Origin of the sequence: Thermobifida cellulosilytica TB100, from assembly GCF_001517975.1 — a bacterium.
Lineage (GTDB): Bacteria > Actinomycetota > Actinomycetes > Streptosporangiales > Streptosporangiaceae > Thermobifida > Thermobifida cellulosilytica.
In genome coordinates this window covers 217916-236318 of record NZ_KQ950180.1, presented here as the reverse complement: position 1 = coordinate 236318, position 18403 = coordinate 217916, and the positions used below count along the sequence as shown (strand labels likewise).

18 protein-coding genes and 2 pseudogenes are annotated in these 18403 nt (G+C 71.9%); 16 read left to right on the top strand and 4 right to left on the bottom strand.

Going from position 1 to position 18403, the window contains the following annotated elements; translation table 11 throughout:
• Positions 1 to 146 precede the first annotated feature (146 nt).
• Entirely contained in the window at positions 147 to 1016 is an 870-nt protein-coding gene (locus tag AC529_RS01080) for a 1,4-dihydroxy-2-naphthoate polyprenyltransferase (protein WP_068753060.1), read from the bottom strand.
• A 98-nt stretch (positions 1017 to 1114) separates the two neighbouring features.
• Positions 1115 to 1657: a GNAT family N-acetyltransferase gene (locus tag AC529_RS01075; protein ID WP_068753059.1), complete on the bottom strand. Its 543-nt coding sequence runs from the start codon at positions 1655 to 1657 to the stop codon at positions 1115 to 1117.
• A 177-nt stretch (positions 1658 to 1834) separates the two neighbouring features.
• Here AC529_RS01075 and AC529_RS01070 point away from each other — a divergent pair, with 177 nt between their 5' ends.
• The 10 genes from AC529_RS01070 to AC529_RS01025 all read left to right on the top strand — a co-directional run bounded on the left by AC529_RS01070 (position 1835) and on the right by AC529_RS01025 (position 12179).
• Positions 1835 to 2212, top strand: a complete 378-nt coding sequence (locus AC529_RS01070; protein WP_068753058.1) for a phage holin family protein — start codon at positions 1835 to 1837, stop codon at positions 2210 to 2212.
• A gap of 103 nt (positions 2213 to 2315) precedes the next feature.
• On the top strand, positions 2316 to 3293 hold the full coding sequence (dapA, locus tag AC529_RS01065; protein WP_083947838.1) for a 4-hydroxy-tetrahydrodipicolinate synthase: 978 nt from the start codon (positions 2316 to 2318) through the stop codon (positions 3291 to 3293).
• Positions 3290 to 4975 (top strand): ribonuclease J, encoded by a 1686-nt coding sequence (locus AC529_RS01060; RefSeq protein ID WP_068753056.1) that lies wholly within the window; start codon positions 3290 to 3292, stop codon positions 4973 to 4975. The genes dapA and AC529_RS01060 overlap by 4 nt, the downstream gene beginning before the upstream one ends.
• 73 nt (positions 4976 to 5048) lie before the next feature.
• Complete coding sequence (locus AC529_RS01055; RefSeq protein WP_068753055.1) at positions 5049 to 7544, top strand: DNA translocase FtsK; 2496 nt, start codon at positions 5049 to 5051, stop codon at positions 7542 to 7544.
• 140 nt (positions 7545 to 7684) lie between these two features.
• Positions 7685 to 8473 carry a helix-turn-helix domain-containing protein gene (locus AC529_RS01050; RefSeq protein ID WP_083947837.1) on the top strand — a complete coding sequence of 263 codons (789 nt, stop codon included), beginning with the start codon at positions 7685 to 7687 and terminating at the stop codon, positions 8471 to 8473.
• 11 nt (positions 8474 to 8484) lie between these two features.
• The gene (gene rimO / locus AC529_RS01045) at positions 8485 to 9936 is read left to right on the top strand and encodes a 30S ribosomal protein S12 methylthiotransferase RimO (RefSeq protein ID WP_068753054.1); all 1452 of its coding nucleotides are present in this window, start codon (positions 8485 to 8487) and stop codon (positions 9934 to 9936) included.
• The gene (gene pgsA / locus AC529_RS01040) at positions 9933 to 10547 is read left to right on the top strand and encodes a CDP-diacylglycerol--glycerol-3-phosphate 3-phosphatidyltransferase (protein WP_068753053.1); all 615 of its coding nucleotides are present in this window, start codon (positions 9933 to 9935) and stop codon (positions 10545 to 10547) included. The genes rimO and pgsA overlap by 4 nt, the downstream gene beginning before the upstream one ends.
• Positions 10548 to 10551: 4 nt before the next feature.
• A complete protein-coding gene (locus AC529_RS01035) occupies positions 10552 to 11049 on the top strand; it encodes a CinA family protein (RefSeq protein WP_068753052.1) in 498 nt (165 codons plus the stop codon).
• A gap of 158 nt (positions 11050 to 11207) precedes the next feature.
• Positions 11208 to 11564, top strand: a complete 357-nt coding sequence (locus AC529_RS01030; RefSeq protein WP_068753051.1) for a helix-turn-helix domain-containing protein — start codon at positions 11208 to 11210, stop codon at positions 11562 to 11564.
• A 147-nt stretch (positions 11565 to 11711) separates the two neighbouring features.
• On the top strand, positions 11712 to 12179 hold the full coding sequence (locus tag AC529_RS01025) for a Dps family protein (protein ID WP_068753050.1): 468 nt from the start codon (positions 11712 to 11714) through the stop codon (positions 12177 to 12179).
• Between the two features lie 56 nt (positions 12180 to 12235).
• On the opposite strand, the gene AC529_RS01020 is transcribed toward AC529_RS01025, so the two are convergent.
• Together AC529_RS01020 and AC529_RS01015 are read right to left on the bottom strand one after the other, a co-directional pair.
• Entirely contained in the window at positions 12236 to 12688 is a 453-nt protein-coding gene (locus tag AC529_RS01020) for an RrF2 family transcriptional regulator (RefSeq protein ID WP_068753049.1), read from the bottom strand.
• A 209-nt stretch (positions 12689 to 12897) separates the two neighbouring features.
• A complete protein-coding gene (locus tag AC529_RS01015; protein ID WP_068753048.1) occupies positions 12898 to 13386 on the bottom strand; it encodes a GNAT family N-acetyltransferase in 489 nt (162 codons plus the stop codon).
• A gap of 66 nt (positions 13387 to 13452) precedes the next feature.
• Between AC529_RS01015 and AC529_RS01010 the strand changes: the two genes are divergently transcribed.
• The 6 genes and pseudogenes from AC529_RS01010 to rny all read left to right on the top strand — a co-directional run bounded on the left by AC529_RS01010 (position 13453) and on the right by rny (position 18394).
• Positions 13453 to 13647: a DUF3046 domain-containing protein gene (locus AC529_RS01010; protein ID WP_068753047.1), complete on the top strand. Its 195-nt coding sequence runs from the start codon at positions 13453 to 13455 to the stop codon at positions 13645 to 13647.
• Between the two features lie 234 nt (positions 13648 to 13881).
• A pseudogene (recA, locus tag AC529_RS21130) lies at positions 13882 to 14493 on the top strand (recombinase RecA); the annotation flags it as partial.
• Positions 14485 to 15345 (top strand): annotated as a pseudogene (locus AC529_RS21125) (intein-containing recombinase RecA); the annotation flags it as partial. The pseudogenes recA and AC529_RS21125, both read left to right, overlap by 9 nt.
• 171 nt (positions 15346 to 15516) lie before the next feature.
• The gene (locus AC529_RS21120; protein ID WP_269745527.1) at positions 15517 to 16116 is read left to right on the top strand and encodes a hypothetical protein; all 600 of its coding nucleotides are present in this window, start codon (positions 15517 to 15519) and stop codon (positions 16114 to 16116) included.
• A complete protein-coding gene (gene recX / locus AC529_RS01000; RefSeq protein ID WP_068753045.1) occupies positions 16109 to 16672 on the top strand; it encodes a recombination regulator RecX in 564 nt (187 codons plus the stop codon). The genes AC529_RS21120 and recX overlap by 8 nt, the downstream gene beginning before the upstream one ends.
• Before the next feature lie 195 nt (positions 16673 to 16867).
• Complete coding sequence (gene rny / locus AC529_RS00995; RefSeq protein WP_068753044.1) at positions 16868 to 18394, top strand: ribonuclease Y; 1527 nt, start codon at positions 16868 to 16870, stop codon at positions 18392 to 18394.
• Positions 18395 to 18403: the final 9 nt, after the last annotated feature.

Below are 18403 nucleotides of genomic sequence, written 5' to 3'. Positions count from 1 at the left end.
GCCGCCCCTGCGCGCCCGTCAGTGGCCCGCGGGCCGTCGGGAGCCCAGCCGGGAGCGCACGGTCTGGGACCGGCCCGAGGACGTGTTCCCGAGGCTGGGACGGGCCAGCGGCAGCGAGCGGGGAGCACGCGGGTGCCGCGGCCGGGTCACCCCAGGGCGAGCCCCAGCGCGAACAGCACGCCGAACGCCGTCTGCAACCGCCCCGTCTCGCCCAGGCCGCGGATCAGGTCGGGGCCGGTCTCGCCGCGCAGCACCCGCGCGCACGGCCGTACCGCCAGCGGCGCGGACAGCAGCACCAGCAGCACCCACCACGCCCCCACCGCCGTGGCCAGCGCCGCGACGAACGCACCCGCCACGCACCCGGCGAACAGCAGCCGCGCCCGCCGGTCGCCCAGCACCACCGCCAGGGTCCGCTTGCCGGTCACCACGTCGGTGGGCAGGTCCCGCACGTTGTTGACGACCAGCATCGAACACGACAGCAGCCCCACCGCCACGGCCGCCGTCCACCCCCGCCACGGCACCGAGCCCGCCTGCACGAAGACCGTCCCGGCCACCGCCACCAGGCCGAAGAACACGAACACCGACACCTCGCCCAGCGCCCGGTAGCCGTACGGGTTGCGCCCGCCGGTGTAGAACCAGGCCGCGGCGATCGCCACCGCGCCCACCAGCAGCAGCCACCACGACGACACCGCCACCAGCACCAGGCCGACGACCGCCGCCACCCCGAAGCACAGCCAGGCCGCGGCGAACACGTGCCGCGGCTCGGCCAGCCGGGACGCGGTCAGCCGCAGCGGCCCCACCCGGTTCTCGTCGGTGCCCCGGACCCCGTCGCTGTAGTCGTTGGCGTAGTTCACGCCCACCTGCAACGCCACCGCCACCACCAGCGCCAGCAGCGCCTTCCACCACACGGCGGCGCCCAGCCCGAAGGCGAGCCCGGTGCCCACCGCCACCGGGACGACCGAGTTCGGCAGGGTGCGCGGACGGGCCCCCGCCACCCACTGGCTCACCGTGGCCACGTGTCGGCCTCACTTCCCCCAACCGCCCGCCGCCGCGGACGGAACCACCGGTCCGTTCTGTGCGGTCTCCACCGTAGCGCCGCCCGCCGCGGCCCCGGTCAGCGGCTGATCGCCGCGTGCAGCCGGACCATGGGCACCACGGTCCCCATGTCCAGCTCGCGGCGCGCCCCGTCCGCGGCCCACCCCGCCTGCTCCACGAACGTGCGCAGCGCGTTCTGCTGCTCCAGCGTCCACACGTACACCGCCTGGAAGCCGTCGTCGAGCAGGTGGTCCACCACCGCGTGCAGCAGCCGGCTGCCGTGCCCGCGCCGCACCCGGTCCGGGGCCACGTGCAGCGCGTAGATCTCCGCGTCGGTCCCCGGCCAGCGGTCCGCGTCCTGCGCCGGACCGAACGCCGCGAACCCGGCCACCGCCCCCTCGTCCGTGGCCACCAGCAGCCGGTGCCGCGACGTCGGCGGCGACTCCACCGCGGCCCGCCACCGCGCCACGAACGCCGCGCGGGCCTCCGCCCCCGACAGCTCCGCCAGCACCGCTTCGGGCAGCAGCTCCCGGTAGGTCTCCAGCCACGCCGCCACCTGGACGTCCACGATCGCCTCGACGTCCTCCACGCGGGCTGACCGGACGAAACGCCGCGTCGACACGGCACGCCCCCTCACACACTCGACGGCACGGGCAACCCGCCCATCGTCCCAGGAACACTCCGCAACCGGGAACCGAGGCCCCGCCCACCCCGAGAAGGCGCCCGCACGCCCCTGAGAATCCCCCCAAATTCCGCCCTGGACTGCCAACGCGCCCCCGTGGCGTGGGAGCATCGAGTCGTGAGCATCATCTTGAGAGTCATCGTCAACGCCATCGCCCTGTGGGCCGCGGTGCTCCTGGTCGACGGGATCGAGGTCACCACCGACAACACGGCCGCCATGATCCTGACCTACCTGGGCATCGGCGCGCTCTTCGGCATCGTCAACGCCGTCATCAAACCGGTCGTCAAGACCGTGGGCTGCATCTTCTACATCGTCACCCTCGGCCTGGTCGCCCTCGTCGTCAACGCCCTGCTGCTGTGGTTCACCGGATGGCTGGCCGGAGCACTGGGCATCCCCTTCACCATCGACGGCTTCTGGGCCGCGTTCTGGGGGTCCATCATCGTCGCCGTCGTCAGTTGGCTGCTCAGCCTGTTCGTCGGCGGAGACGACGACTGACCGCCCCCGGGACGGCCGTCCCCGCAGACCGGAGCGCGCCACAGACCTCCTCGACCGGGGAGGTTGGCGCGCTCTGTCCAGCTTTCGCGGTACCGTTTGCAGCATGGTAGGCAGTACTACGCCGAACGCGCCCTTCGGCCAGATGTTGACCGCGATGATCACCCCCATGCGCGACAACGGGGAAGTCGACTACGACGGAGTGGCCCGCCTCGCGGCCTACCTGGTCGACGAGCAGCGCAACGACGGCCTCGTCGTCAACGGAACCACCGGCGAGTCCGCCACCACCAGCGACGAGGAGAAGGAGCGCATCCTCCGCACCGTCGTCGAGGCGGTCGGCGACCGCGCCACCATCGTCGCCGGGGCGGGCAGCAACGACACCCGGCACAGCATCGAGCTCGCCCGGACCGCCGAACGCGCCGGAGCCCACGGCCTGCTGCTCGTCACCCCCTACTACAACCGCCCGCCCCAGGAGGGGCTGCTGCGGCACTTCACCGCTATCGCCGACGCCACCGGGCTACCGGTGATGCTCTACGACATCCCCGGCCGCACCGGGACCCCCATCGCCTCCGAGACCCTGGTCCGCCTCGCCGAGCACCCCCGCATCGTCGCCAACAAGGACGCCAAGGACGACCTCGGCGCCAGCTCCTGGGTGATGGCGCGCACCGACCTCGCCTACTACTCCGGCAACGACATGCTCAACCTGCCGATGCTGTCCATCGGCGCGGCCGGCTTCGTCAGCGTGGTGGGCCACGTCGTCGGCGGCGACCTGCACGACATGATCGACGCCTACCACTCCGGCGACGTCGCCCGCGCCCTGGCCATCCACCGCCGCCTCATCCCCGTCTACACGGGCATGTTCCGTACCCAGGGCGTCATCACCACCAAGGCGGTGCTCAACATGTCCGGACTGCCCGGCGGGACGGTCCGCAGCCCTCTGACCGACGCCTCCCCCGAACTACAGGCGCTCCTGAGCGAGGACCTCGCCGCGGCCGGGGTGAAGAGCCCCAACGGGCTCGCGCCCCACCAGGCCGTGCCGGCCGGCGCGGCGGGAGCGGAACGGCTCACGGAGGGAACGGCATGAGTCACCCGCACCCGGAACTCGGTCCGCCGCCGCCGCTGCCCCGCGACGCCCTGCGGATCGTCGCCCTGGGCGGTCTGGGGGAGATCGGCCGCAACATGACCGTCCTGGAGTACGACGGCAAGCTGCTCGTCATCGACTGCGGCGTGCTCTTCCCCGAGGAGGAGCAGCCCGGCGTCGACCTCATCCTCCCCGACTTCGAGTACCTCCGGGGCCGCCTCGACGACGTCGAGGCGATCGTGCTCACCCACGGGCACGAGGACCACATCGGCGGCGTCCCGTTCCTGCTGCGCGAGCGCAACGACATCCCGCTGGTGGGCTCCCGCCTCACCCTCGCGTTCCTCTCCGCCAAGCTCGGCGAGCACCGCATCAAGCCCGAACTGGTGCAGGTCGCCGAAGGGGAGCGGCACACCTTCGGCTCCTTCGACCTGGAGTTCTTCGCGGTCAACCACTCCATCCCCGACGCGCTCGCGGTCGGCGTGCGCACCCCCGCCGGGAACCTGCTGCACACCGGCGACTTCAAGATGGACCAGCTTCCGCTGGACAACCGCATCACCGACCTCGGCGGCTTCGCCCGCTTCGGCTCCGAAGGCGTCGACCTGCTGCTGTCGGACTCCACCAACGCCGAGGTGCCCGGCTTCGTCACCAGCGAGCGCGACATCTCCGGGGTCATCGACAACGTCTTCGCCAAGGCCGAGAAGCGCGTCATCGTCGCCTGCTTCGCCTCCCATATCCACCGGGTGCAGCAGGTCCTCGACGCCGCCCTGGCGCACGGCCGCAAGGTCGCCTTCGTGGGCCGCTCCATGGTCCGCAACATGAACATCGCCCGGGAACTCGGCTACCTCAAGGTCCCCGCGGGCCTCCTCGTCGACCCGCGCGACCTCGACGAGCTGCCCTCCGACGAGGTGGTGCTGGTGTGCACCGGCTCCCAGGGCGAGCCCATGGCCGCGCTCAGCCGCATGGCCAACCGCGACCACCAGATCCACATCGAACCCGGCGACACGGTCATCCTGGCCTCCTCGCTGATCCCCGGCAACGAGAACTCCGTCAACCGGGTCATCAACGGCCTCACCCGCTGGGGCGCCAAGGTCGTCCACAAGGGCAACGCCCTGGTCCACGTCTCCGGGCACGCCCCCGCAGGGGAGCTGCTGTACGTGCTCAACATGGTGCGGCCCCGCAACTTCATGCCGATCCACGGCGAGTGGCGGCACCTGCGCGCCCACGCCCAGCTCGCCGTGCTCAGCGGCGTCCCCGAGGACCGCGTCGTCATCGCCGAGGACGGCGTCGTCGTCGACCTCCACGAGGGCCGGGCCCGCATCACCGGGGTCGTCCAGGCCGGCTACGTCTACGTCGACGGCACCTCCGTCGGCGACGTCACCGAGGCCGCCCTCAAGGACCGCCGCATCCTCGGCGAGGAGGGCTTCATCTCCGTGGTCATCGTGGTGGAGTCCACCACCGGCAAACTCATCGGGGAGCCGCAGATCCACACCCGCGGCGCCGGGATCGACTCCGAGGCCTACGACGACGTCATCCCCAAGATCCAGGAGACCCTGGAACGGGCCGCCGCCGAAGGCGTCAGCGACACCGCGCAGTTGCGCCAACTGGTCCGCCGCAGCATCGGCCGCTGGGTCAACGAGAGCTACCGGCGCAGGCCCATGCTGGTCCCCGTGGTCGTCGAGGTCTGACCGCGCGGGCACCGGCCACGACACACCCGGCGGGTGCCTGAAGCGGCCCAGCCTTCCTTAGTAGGCTGCGCCCATGGCCACCCGCGCGCCCAGATCCTCCCAGCGTTCGGGCGGCGGAACCGGCAGGAAAGCCCCGGCCCGCCGCCCCGCGAACCAGTCCTCCCGCCCCCGTCGGCCGGCCAGGCGGACCCCGCCGCCCCGCAAGCAGCCCTCCGAGGGACCCGTCGCGCTCCTGTTCACCTGGATCGGACGCTGCCTGCTGCTGGCGCTGCGGCTGGTCGCGCACACCGTGGGGTTCCTGGTCCGCGCCGTCGGCCGCGGCACCCGCGACCTCGACCCCGACCTGCGCCGCGACGGCGTCGGCATGATCCTGCTCGCGGTCGGCCTGCTCATCGCCGCCGCCGTGTGGTGGGACAGCCGGAGCCCCCTGCTCGACGTCACCCGCACCGTGGTCGTCGGCGCCGTCGGCGTCTTCGCCCCGGTCATCCCGCTGCTGTGCCTGCCGTTCGCGTGGCGCCTCATGCGCAGCCCCGGGCCGCCCCGGCCCGCCGACACCGGGCGCATCGCCATCGGCACCACGGCGCTGCTCACCGGGCTGCTCGGCCTCATCCACATCGGCCGCGGCACCCCCTGGCCCTCCGACGGCATGGCCGCGCTCCACGACGCCGGCGGAATCATCGGCTTCGCCGCCTCCGGCCCCCTCAGCCTCCTCATCACCCCCTGGCTGACCGCGGTCCTGCTGTTCCTGCTCATGCTGTTCGGGCTGCTCGTCGTCACCGCCACCCCCGTCCACCGCATCCCCGAACGGTTCCAGCAGCTCCTCGGCAGCCTCCTGGCCGCCGACGACGGCCCCTCCGCCGGGGTCGACATCCTCGACCCTCCCGCCGAGGCCCCCCGCCCCCGGCGGCGCATCCCCAAGAAGGCCGCTGCCGCCGCTGAACCCCGCACCCACGCCGGGGACCACGAACGCCCCTACGACACCCCCGTCGTCGAAGCCGCCCCCGACCCCGAACCCGAGCCCGAACTCCCCAGGCCCACCGTCCCCGACCCCACCCCGGCGCCCGCCACCGCCACCCAGTTGGCCATCCCCACCCGCGTCGTCGACGGCGACTACACCCTGCCGCCCCCGCACCTCCTCAAGCCCGGGACCCCGCCCAAACAGCGCACCAAGGCCAACGAGGCCGTCGTCCAGGCGCTCACCGAAGTCCTGGAGCAGTTCTCCGTCGACGCCCGCGTCACCGGCTTCACCCGCGGACCCACGGTCACCCGCTACGAGATCGAGCTCGGCCCCGCCGTCAAGGTCGAGAAGGTCACCGCCCTGGCCAAGAACATCTCCCTCGCCGTGAAGAGCGCCGACGTGCGCATCCTGTCGCCCATCCCCGGCAAGTCCGCGATCGGCGTGGAGATCCCCAACACCGACAAGGACCTCGTCAGCCTCGGCGACGTCCTGCGCTCACCCGCCGCCACCTCCGACGACCACCCCATGCTCGTCGGACTCGGCAAGGACGTCGAGGGCACCGACGTCGTCGCCAACCTCGCCCGCATGCCCCACGTCCTCGTCGCGGGCGCCACCGGCGCCGGCAAGTCCACCTGCATCAACGGGCTCATCACCTCGATCATGATGCGCGCCCTGCCCGACGAGGTCCGCCTCATCCTCATCGACCCCAAACGGGTCGAGCTCACCATGTACGAGGGCATCCCCCACCTCATCACCCCCATCATCACCGACCCCAAGAAGGCGGCCGACGCGCTCCAGTGGGTCGTCGGCGAGATGGACCGCCGCTACGACGACCTCGCGGCCTCCGGGTTCCGCCACATCGACGACTTCAACGCCGCCGTGCGCTCCGGCGAGCTCACCGCGCCGCCCGGCAGCGAACGCGGCTACGAGCCCTACCCCTACCTGCTCGTCGTCGTCGACGAGCTCGCCGACCTCATGATGGTCGCCCCCCGCGACGTCGAGGACGCCATCGTCCGCATCACCCAACTGGCCCGCGCCGCCGGCATCCACCTCGTCCTCGCCACCCAGCGCCCCAGCGTCGACGTGGTCACCGGCCTCATCAAGGCCAACGTGCCCTCCCGGCTGGCCTTCGCCACCTCCAGCCTCTCCGACAGCCGCGTCATCCTCGACCAGCCCGGCGCCGAGAAGCTCGTCGGCAAGGGCGACGCGCTGTTCCTCCCCATGGGCTCCTCCAAGCCCATCCGCCTACAGAACGCGTGGGTCTCCGAGAAGGAGATCCGCGCCGTCGTCGAGCACTGCAAGCAGCAGGCCAAGCCCACCTACCGCGAGGACGTGGGCGTCACCGAAGCCAGGAAGAAGGAGATCGACGAGGAGATCGGCGACGACCTCGACCTGCTCCTCCAGGCCGCCGAACTGGTCGTCACCACCCAGTTCGGCTCCACCTCCATGTTGCAGCGCAAGCTGCGCGTGGGCTTCGCCAAGGCGGGACGCCTCATGGACCTCATGGAGAGCCGCGGCATCGTCGGCCCCAGCGAAGGCTCCAAAGCCCGCGAAGTCCTCGTCAAACCCGACGAACTGCCGCAGGTCCTCGCCTCCCTGCGCGGTTCCTGACCCGGTCGGGGCGCGCCGCGCGCCCCGACCGACCCCTGGTCCTTCCTTGACCGGACCCGGGAGCGTGTCCCCCTCCGGGCCGCCCGGTGACGCGGTAGGCATACACCGGCGGCGTCCCGACACGACGGGGAGGGAGACGGATGGCGACCATCGGACAGGCACTCGCGCACGCCCGGGCCCGGCACGGCCGCACCCTCCGCCGGCTCAGCGCGGCCACGCGCATCCCCGAACCCGTCCTGCGCGCCATGGAGCGCGACGACTTCACCGCCTGCGGCGGGGACTTCTACGCCCGCGGACACCTGCGCGTCCTCTGCGCCGCCCTGGGCCTCGACCCGGACCCCCTGCTGCGCCGCTACGACACCGAGCACGCCGCCCCGCCGCCCCGCAGCGCCGCGGAGCCCCGCCCGGCAGACCCCGGCCGCTGCGACCGCGGCCTGCGGCGCCGCCGTCGGGCCTGGACCGCCGCCGTCCTCGCCGCGGCCCTCGCCCTGACCTTCCCCGTCTGGCCCGACCACGACCCGGCCCCCGCGGCAGCCCGGCACGCCGCCCCCGCGCCCGCCGACCGCTCCGCGGCCCCCACCGTCCCGCCCGCCGCCGAACCGGTCACCCTGCGCGTCACCGCCCACCGCCGCACCTGGGTCAGCGTGGCCGACGCCACCGGGACCGACCTCTTCACCGGGGTCCTCGCCCCCGGACAGACCCGGTACTGGAGCGTTCCCCGCGCGGTGCTCCTCCGCCTCGGCGACGCCGGCGGCGTCCGCCTGTGGGTCAACGGCAGAGCCCACGGCACCCCCGGGGCCGACGGAGAAGTGACGCGTCTCTCCTTCACCGCCGACACCGGCGTCCCGCCCGGACCCGCCGGACCTCCCCCCGACGGCACCGCCTACCCTGGAAGCAACGGGGACCACCGCGCCCGCGAATTCCCCTAACCTTGGGAACTATGTCATCGCGCCGTACTGTCTCGCTCATCACCCTCGGGTGTGCGCGCAACGAGGTCGACTCCGAAGAACTCGCCGGTCGGCTCGCCGCCGACGGGTGGACCCTCGTCGACGGTGACGACGGTGAGAAAGCCGACGTCGTCCTCGTCAACACCTGCGGATTCATCGAAGCCGCCAAACAGGACTCCATCGAGACCCTGCTGAACGCGGCCGACAGCGGTGCCAAGGTCGTCGCCGCGGGCTGCCTGGCCGAACGGTACGGAGCAGAACTGGCGGAGGCCATGCCCGAGGCGCAGGTCCTCAGCTTCGACGACTACACGCAGATCAGCAAGCGCCTCGACGACGTCCTCGCCGGACGGCCCCTGACCCCCCACACCCCGCGCGACCGCCGTACCCTCCTGCCCATCACCCCGGTCGAGCGCTCCGCCGCGTCCGGCCCCCACACCCCCGGCCACCTCACCTTCGGCGCGGACCCCGAACCGCTGCCCGAGGGCGTCGCCCCCGCCTCCGGGCCCACCGTTCCCCGGCTGCGCCTCAACGGCGGCCCCGTCGCCAACCTCAAGATCGCCTCCGGCTGCGACCGCCGCTGCTCCTTCTGCGCCATCCCCTCCTTCCGCGGCGCCTACCTCTCCCGCCACCCCGACGACGTCCTGCGCGAAGCCGAATGGCTCGCCGACCAGGGCGTCCGCGAGCTCTTCCTGGTCAGCGAGAACTCCACCTCCTACGGCAAGGACCTCGGCGACCTGCGCGCCCTGGAGAAGCTCCTGCCCCGCCTCGCCGAGGTCCCCGGCATCGAACGCGTCCGCGTCAGCTACCTGCAACCCGCCGAGGTCCGCCCCGGACTCGTCGACGTCCTCACCGGCACCCCCAAGGTGGTGCCCTACTTCGACCTGTCCTTCCAGCACGCCAGCGGCCCCCTGCTGCGCCGCATGCGCCGCTTCGGCGACCGCGAACGCTTCCTCGAACTCGTGGAGACCATCCGCGCCCGGTCCCCCGAAGCGGGCATCCGCTCCAACTTCATCGTCGGATTCCCCGGCGAGACCGAAGAGGACCTCGCCGAACTCACCGCCTTTCTGGAACAGGCCCGCCTCGACGCCGTCGGCATCTTCGGCTACTCCGACGAGGAGGGCACCGAGGCCGCGGGCTTCGACGGCAAGCTCCCCGAGGAGACCATCGCCGAGCGGGTCGAACAGCTCAACCAGCTCGCCGAGGAGCTCATGGCCCAGCGCGCCGAGGAACGCGTCGGCACCACCGTCGAGGTGCTCGTCGAAGCCGAACTGGACGAAGGCGCCTACGAAGGACGTGCCGCGCACCAGGCCCCCGAGGTGGACGGCAGCACCATCGTCTACGCCGAGACCGAACTGCGCGTGGGAGACATCGTGCCCGCCACCGTGCTGACCGCCATGGGAGTCGACCTCGTCGCCGAACACCAGGAAGACGCTGATACCCCGTGAGCACCCCGGACCCCGCTGCGTCCACCGGCCGCGTTCCGGTGCTGAACATCGCCAACATCCTGACTATCAGCAGGATCGTCATGGTGCCCCTCTTCGTCGTCCTCATGCTCCAGGACGGCGTCTGGTGGCGCCTGGCGGCCTTCGCCGTCTTCGTGGTCGCCGCCATCACCGACCGCGTCGACGGCGAACTCGCCCGCCGCCACAACCTCGTCACCGACTTCGGCAAGATCGCCGACCCCATCGCCGACAAGGCCCTCACCGGAGCCGCGCTCCTCCTGCTCTCCTGGACGGGCGCACTGTGGTGGTGGGTCACCGCCGTCATCCTCGTCCGCGAGTGGGGCGTCACCGTGCTGCGGTTCGCCGTCATCAGACACGGAGTCATCCCCGCCAGCCCCGGCGGCAAGCTCAAGACGGTGCTACAGATCGTCGCCATCAGCGCCTACCTGTTCCCGCTGCCCGACCTGTGGTACCTGAAGCTGCCCGCGCACGCCGTCATGGCCGCCGCGGTCGCGCTCACCCTCTGGACCGGTGCCGACTACGTCGTCAAGGCCCTGCGCCTGCGCCACCGGGCCGGTGCCGGACAGCACGGCGGGGAAGCGGGAAGAGGCTGAACCGGTGACCGACACCGCCGCCCGCGTCCACGCCCTGCTGGCCCGCCGCGGCCACACCCTCGCCGTCGCCGAGTCGCTCACCGGAGGCATGATCGGCGCCGCCCTCACCGCGGTCCCCGGCGCCTCCGCCACCTTCCGCGGCGGAGCCGTCACCTACGCCACCGACACCAAGGCCGCCCTCCTCGGCGTGCCCGCCGCCCTCCTCGCCGACCACGGCGCCGTCCACCCCGACGTCGCCGCGGCCATGGCCCGCGGCGCACGCCGCCTCTTCGCGGCCACATTCGGCCTCGCCGTCACCGGCGTCGCCGGGCCCGACCCCCAGGACGGGCAGCCCGTCGGCACCGTCTACGCCGCCGCGGCCCTCCCCGACGACCGCTGCCACCTGAGAAAACTCCAGCTCCACGGCGGTCGCGCGGCCATCCGGGAGCAGACCGTCGCCGCCGCCCTGGAGCTCCTCCACGACACCCTCCTCGACGACGTGGCACAAACCACCGCGAATTAACGGCCGCCAACCCGTTCAAGTCGCCGATCTCGGGGAACAAAACCTCACCAAGATCGTGTTATCCCTCCAGCGAACAAGGAAGCGATGAGGTGCGACGATCGGGCTTCGGGCAGGTACGGTGTTTTTATGAAGGTCGCTACCGGTAGGAGGGAGCGCGAATGATGGTCCTGCTTCGTCACCTGCTCGGTGACGTGCTACGGCAGCTTCGGCAGCGGCAGGGCCGCACTCTCCGCGAGGTGTCGGCCGATGCCCGAGTGTCACTGGGATACCTGTCGGAGGTCGAGCGCGGACAGAAGGAGGCGTCCTCCGAGCTGCTCGCCTCGATCTGCGGCGCGCTGGGGGTCCCCCTCTCCCAGGTTCTCCGAGAGGTCTCGGACCAGCTCGCTCTCGCCGAACTCCAGGAGGCGGCGCTCAGCGGTTCGGTCCCGGCCGGGTCCGGTACCACTCCCGACCGCCTCGGCATCGACCCCATCCCCGATCGCGTTCCCGAGGTCGTCGACATGGTGGGTGTCTAGACCCCACCCCCACGGAGACGAACGGGCCGACCGCGCACGCCGCGGCTGGCCCGTTCACGCTTCCCGGACGCCCCGCCGGGTTTTCCCCAGCCCCGTCTGGGCAGTGGGACCCCACTTCCCGCAACCGAGCACCCAGGGGGATGAACCATGGCGAAGATCCGCGGGGCACTCACCGAAGACGCCCGCAAGGTCACCGGACAGGCGCTCCAGGCCGCGATCGTCGACCTCATCGACCTGTCGCTGCTGGGCAAGCAGGCGCACTGGAACGTGATCGGCCGCAACTTCCGCTCCATCCACCTACAGCTCGACGAACTCGTCGAGGCAGCCCGCAGGCACACCGACGTCCTCGCCGAGCGGGCCGTCGCCATCGGCGTCAACCCCGACGGGCGGGCCGGCAGGGTCGCCGAGGACACCCGGCTTCCCCAGCCCGACCCCGGCTACATCTCCGACGACAAGGTCGTCGCCTTCGCCGTCGAGGCGCTCAGCGGTGCGGTCGAACGCTTCCGCGAGCACATCGAGGCCACCGAGGAGGCCGACCCCGTCACCCAGGACCTGCTCATCGCCGCCGCCCAGGACCTCGAGCAGCAGCACTGGATGTTCGAGGCGATGCGCTGAACCCGCACAAGAGCCGCGGCCCCCGCACGACGGGGGCCGCACACGTCAGACCACGGTCAACTGGTCCACGCCTCCGGCTTCTCCGCCAGCGACCGGACCGAGTCCGGCAGCGACGAGGTCGCCACGTGCTCCAGTGTCACCGACTCCAGAATGGCCCGCTCGCTGGCCCGCAGCGCGATCCACACCTGCTGCAAGCTGCGCGCCGCACCGTCGTAGTCGACGTGCTCGGGACGCTCGCCGCGTACGTTCGCCAGCGGGCCGTCCACCGCGCGGATGACGTCGGCCAGGGAGATCTCCGAGGCTGGACGCGCCAGCCAGTACCCTCCCACCGGACCGCGCTGGCTGCGTACCAGGCCGGCGCGGCGCAACTGGGTCAGGATGTTCTCCAGGAATTTTCCGGGGATGGCTTGGGCACGCGCAAGCTGCTCGGCCGTGACGGGGCCGCCACTGGCGGCCGCGAGTTCGGCCGCGGCGCGCAGCGCGTAATCAACCCGGGCGGAAAGGCGCATGCTGCGATTATGCCGTGAAGTAGGAAGAGGTCGGGCCAGTGGGTCGGCCGGGAAGCGGCCGCTCGGTGCTCTCGTGTCTCATAGCCAGTTCTCCTACCGAGAAAGTCGATAAGCGGGTGCGCCACGCCCCGCGACCGGGAAGGAACCGGAGAACGAGGCCGACACGCCGCTGTGTCTCCACCCAGACTACCGGGCGGCCGCAAACCCGCTCAGCCGAGTGCGCGTCGCATCACCACGCGCGGCACCACCGCGATCCCGGTCGCGGCCTCCGCACGCCACTGCGCGGCCAGTTGCGGCCCCCACTCCGACTCCGCCAGCACCGTGAAGCCGTGCCGGGCGTACCACGGCGCGTTCCAGGGCAGGTCCCGGAACGTGGTCAGGGTGATCCACCGGTGGCCCAGCCGCCGCGCCCACGCGCAGGCCGCCTCGAGCAGGGCGCTGCCCACCCCGCGCCGCCCGTGGTCGGGGTGGACCGAGATCTGCTCCAGGTGGGCGTTGCCGTCCAGCACCGTCAGCGCCGCCAGACCCACCGGCGGGCTGCCCGCCACCAGCACCGGCGAGCAGCGGTCCAGCATCGCCGCCGGGTCGTCGGGCGGCAGCCGCAGTCCGGCCCGCTCGAACAACTGGTCGGCGGCGAGACTCACCTCGACCAGCCGTTGCCGGTCCGCCGCCGCCATCGGTCGTATCGTGAACTTCATCCTGTCAGCATGCCCCGTTCCGCTCCGCGGCGGTAGCGGATCGGACGGGGCCGACACTGGAGCGAGATGAGACTCTCCCACTTCTGGCAGCTCATGTACGAGCAGTTCGGCGAGGCCTACGCCGAGAGCCTCGCCCGCGACCACGTCATCGAGGAGCTCGGCTCCCGGACGGTCCGCCAGGCCCTCGACGACGGGGTCGAGACCAAGGAGGTCTGGCGCGCGGTGTGCCGCGCCTTCGACCTTCCCGCAAGTGTCCACTGAGACGGCCGCGACACACGAAATCGAACAAAGGTTCGGGTAGGATGGTGAGAGACCCGAGCCTGGAGTGGTTCCGGAGCGGTACCGCCGCTCCCGGGGACGGCCGCCACCGCCCGGGAAGGGGACGGCCCGGAAGGTTGTCCACAGCGGGGGAGAGAACACCGCGGGATGTCACTGCCGCGGCGTAACGTCACCCCCACCATGAAGAAGAAGGCACCGACCCAACAGGGGTTTCCCGTGGCAGCTGCTGATCGAGAGAAAGCTCTTGAAACCGCACTCGCGCAGATCGAGCGCCAGTTCGGCAAGGGCACCATCATGCGCCTCGGCGACGACAACCGCCCGCCCGTCGAGTCGATCCCCACCGGGTCCATCTCCCTGGACATCGCGCTGGGAATCGGCGGCATCCCGCGCGGCCGGATCGTGGAGATCTACGGTCCCGAGTCCTCGGGCAAGACCACCGTCGCCCTGCACGCCGTGGCCAACGCGCAGCGGGCCGGGGGGATCGCTGCCTTCGTCGACGCCGAGCACGCGCTCGACCCCTCCTACGCCAGGAAGATCGGCGTCAACACCGACGACCTGCTGCTGTCCCAGCCGGACACCGGCGAGCAGGCGCTGGAGATCGTCGACATGCTGGTCCGCTCCGGCGCGATCTCCATCGTCGTCATCGACTCGGTGGCCGCGCTCGTGCCGCGCGCCGAGATCGAGGGCGAGATGGGCGACAGCCACGTCGGCCTCCAGGCCCGCCTGATGTCCCAGGCCCTGCGCAAGATCGCCGGAGCGCTGAACCAGACGAAGACCACCGCGATCTTCATCAACCAGCTCCGCGAGAAGGTCGGCGTCATGTTCGGCTGCATGCACTACGACACCCCGGTGACGCTGGCCGACGGCACCCAGGAGAAGATCGGCAGGATCGTCGACCAGAAGATGGACGTCGAGGTCCTCTCCTACGACCCCGAGACGGACCGGATCGTCCCCCGCCGGATCGTGAACTGGTTCGACAACGGGACAGCCGACCACTTCTTGCAGTTCACCGTCGCCAGGTCCGGCAAGGACGGCGGCGCGCGGTTCGCGGCCACCCCCAACCACCTGGTCCGCACCCCCGGCGGCTGGCGGCAGGCCGGCGAGCTGATGGCCGGGGACCGGGTGCTGGTCAACGAGACCCACTACCTGAGCGAACAGCAGCGCCAGGTGGTCTACGGGGCCGTCATGGGCGGCGGCGAGCTCGCGCCGGACCGGCAGGGGAGCCCCGGCGCGCGTCTCCGCATGGGACACAGTGCCGGGCAGCAGGCCTACCTCGACTGGAAGGTCTCCCTGCTGGGCAACATCGAGCACTCGCGGACCACCGACGCCGAGCAGGCGGTGTCCGTCGACTTCACGCCGCTGCCCGAGCTCGACGAGCTGTACCAGGTCGTGTGCTTCGGAGACGGCAAGAAGCACCTCACCTGGGAGTTCCTCAAGCAGTTGACCCCGTTGGCGCTGGCCGTGTGGTACATGGACAGCGGCCGTTTCACGCCGGGTTCCCAGGAGGCCCGGTCCCGCACGGAGGGCGACGGCGGCCGGATCGAGATCTGCGTCGAGGCGATGAGCCCCGGCTCCCGCCAGCGGCTGGTCGAGTACCTCCGCGACACCTACGGGCTGGACGTCGGACTGGTCCGGCGCGGTCCCGCCGAGGAGGCCTTCATCCAGTTCACCGCGGCGGCCACGGCCGAGTTCATGGACGTCGTCGCTCCCTACGTGCCCGAGTCCATGGCCCACACGCTGCTTCCCCGGTTCCGGGGCCGCTGCGCCGTCGCCCCCGAGTACGCCGAGCCCGTGCAGAGGCTGGTGGCGGCTCCGGTGCTCGACGTCCGGATCAAGCCCGAAACCCCCGTCATGCGCAAGTTCGACATCGAGGTCGAGGGCAACCACAACTACTTCGTCGACGGCGTCATGGTGCACAACAGCCCCGAGACCACCTCGGGCGGTCGGGCACTGAAGTTCTACGCCTCCGTCCGCATGGACGTCCGGCGGATCGAGACGCTGAAGGACGGCACGGAGGCCGTCGGGAACCGGACCCGTGTGAAGGTCGTCAAGAACAAGCTCGCGCCGCCGTTCAAGCAGGCGGAGTTCGACATCCTGTACGGGGTCGGGATCTCCCGTGAGGGCGGCCTGATCGACCTCGGCGTCGAGAACGGGATCGTGCGCAAGTCCGGGGCCTGGTACACCTACGAGGGCACCCAGCTCGGCCAGGGCAAGGAGAACGCGCGGAACTTCCTGCGCTCCAACCCCGACATGGCCAACGAGATCGAGAAGCGGATCAAGGAGAAGCTGGGCGTGCCCACGGGCGACGACAGCGCCTCCGGCGAGGCCGCGACGGGCGAGGCCAAGGAGGCCGCCAAGACGGCTCCGGCCGCGACGACCCGGCGCACCACGCGCAAGGCCGCCGCTCCCGCCGCCGAGGCGAAGCCCACGACCCCGGGCGCGGATGCCTGACGACCGCGACCGGCGCGGTACGGCGCCGACGGGTCCTCCGGAGAGTGGCGGTCCGGAGGACCCGGAAGCGCGGGCGCGGGCGATCTGCCTGCGACTGCTCACCCGCGCGCCGCGGACCAGGGCGCAGCTCGCCGAGGCGCTGCGGCGGCGGGGGATCCCCGAGGAGACGGTCGAGTCGGTGCTGGGCCGGTTCGGGGAGGTCGGCATCGTCGACGACGCCGCCTTCGCCAAGGCGTGGGTGGACTCGCGGCACGCCGGACGCGGACTGGCCCGCCGCGCGCTGGCGGCGGAGCTGCGCCAGCGCGGGGTGGACGAGGACACGGTGCGCGACGCGGTGGACGGGCTCGGCCCGGAGCAGGAGGAGGCCACCGCGCGCCACCTGGTGCGCCGCAGGATCGCGGCGACCCGGGGCAAGCCCGTCGAGGTGCGGGTGCGCCGGCTGACGGGGATGCTGGCGCGCAAGGGGTACTCGGCTGGTCTGGCCTATCGGCTGGTCCGCGAGGAGCTGGAGGCCGAGGGCGCCGAGGTGGACGTCGAGGTCCCGGACGACCTGTGAGGGGCGGTTCCGCGCGTACCGGTTTGATGACCTGGGGATCACCGTTCTCTTTAATCTCCCGCGGGCGCGAGTTAACCCGGTGGTCCGAGGGGTAACCCTATCCAGACGGACGACGCGCGGGAGCGCGCGGTGGGGCTGTCCGGTCGGCCGCGTTCGGTGGTCGGACCAGGACAGGGCGCGGTGGGGGGTAGCTCCATGGACGGCGTGGCCGACCTTGCGGTCGTGGCACTCCTCGTGGCGCTGGTCGCTCTCCTCGTGGTCGGGTCGCTGCTGGTCAGGTCGCGGGTCCGGGAGATGCTGGCACAGGCCCGCCGGGACGCCGACCGGATCCGGGCCGACGCGGAACGGGAGGCGCAGCGTCGGGTCGGGGCGGTGCGGGCCGAACAGGAGCGGCTGCTCGCCGAGGCCGCGGAGCAGCGGGCCGAGCTGGAGCGCCGGGAGCAGCGGATCGCCGCCCGGGAGCACCGTCTCGACGGTGAGGCGCGCCGACTGGACGAGGCGCGCCGACGCGCCGAGGAGCGGGCAGCCGAGCTGGACCGGCGGGAGGCCGAGCTGTCGCGGCTGGCCGAGGAGAGGCGGGCCGTGCTGGAGCGGACCGCGGCGCTGAGCGCGGAGGAGGCCAAGGCCGAGCTGGTCGCCGAGGTGGCGGGCCAGGCGAAGCGGGAGGCGGCGCTCCTGGTGCGGGAGATCGAGCGGGAGGCGCGCAAGAACGGTGAGGCGCGCGCCCGCAAGATCATCACGCTGGCGATCCAGCGGCTGGCGAGCGAGCAGACCAGCGAGTCGGTGATCTCGGTCGTCCACCTGCCGGGAGACGACATGAAGGGGCGGATCATCGGCCGGGAGGGGCGCAACATCCGGGCGTTCGAGATGGTCACGGGGGTGAACCTGATCATCGACGACACCCCGGGCGCGGTGCTGCTGTCGTGCTTCGACCCGGTGCGGCGCGAGGTGGCGCGGCGCACGCTGGAGAAGCTGGTGGCGGACGGGCGGATCCATCCGCACCGGATCGAGGAGGCCTACGAGGCCAGCCGCCGCGAGGTGGACCAGTCGTGCGTGCGGGCGGGGGAGGACGCCCTGGTGGAGGTGGGCATCTCCGACATGCACCCGGAGCTGGTGACGCTGCTGGGGCAGTTGCGCTACCGCACCTCCTACGGGCAGAACGTGCTGGCGCACCTGGTGGAGAGCGCCCACCTGGCGGGGATGATGGCGGCCGAGCTGGGACTGGACGTGCAGTTGCTGAAGCGGTGCGCGCTGCTGCACGACATCGGGAAGGCGCTGACGCACGAGGTCGAGGGCAGCCACGCGGTGATCGGCGCGGAGATCGCCCGCCGGTACGGGGAGTGCGAGGACGTGGTGCACGCGATCGAGGCGCACCACAACGAGGTCGAGGTGCGCACGGTGGAGGCGGTGCTGACGCAGGCCGCGGACGCGATCAGCGGGGGGCGTCCGGGGGCGCGGCGGGCGTCGCTGGAGTCGTACGTGGAGCGGTTGCAGCGGATGGAGGAGATCGCCTACGCCGCCAGCGACGGCGTGGAGAAGGTCTTTGCGATGCAGGCGGGGCGCGAGATCCGGGTGATGGTCCGCCCGAGCGTGGTGGACGACGTGCAGGCGCAGGTGATCGCGCGGGACATCGCCAAGCGGGTGGAGGAGGAGCTGACCTATCCGGGGCAGATCCGGGTGACGGTGATCCGGGAGTCCCGTGCGACGGAGACGGCCCGGTGAACGGGGTGC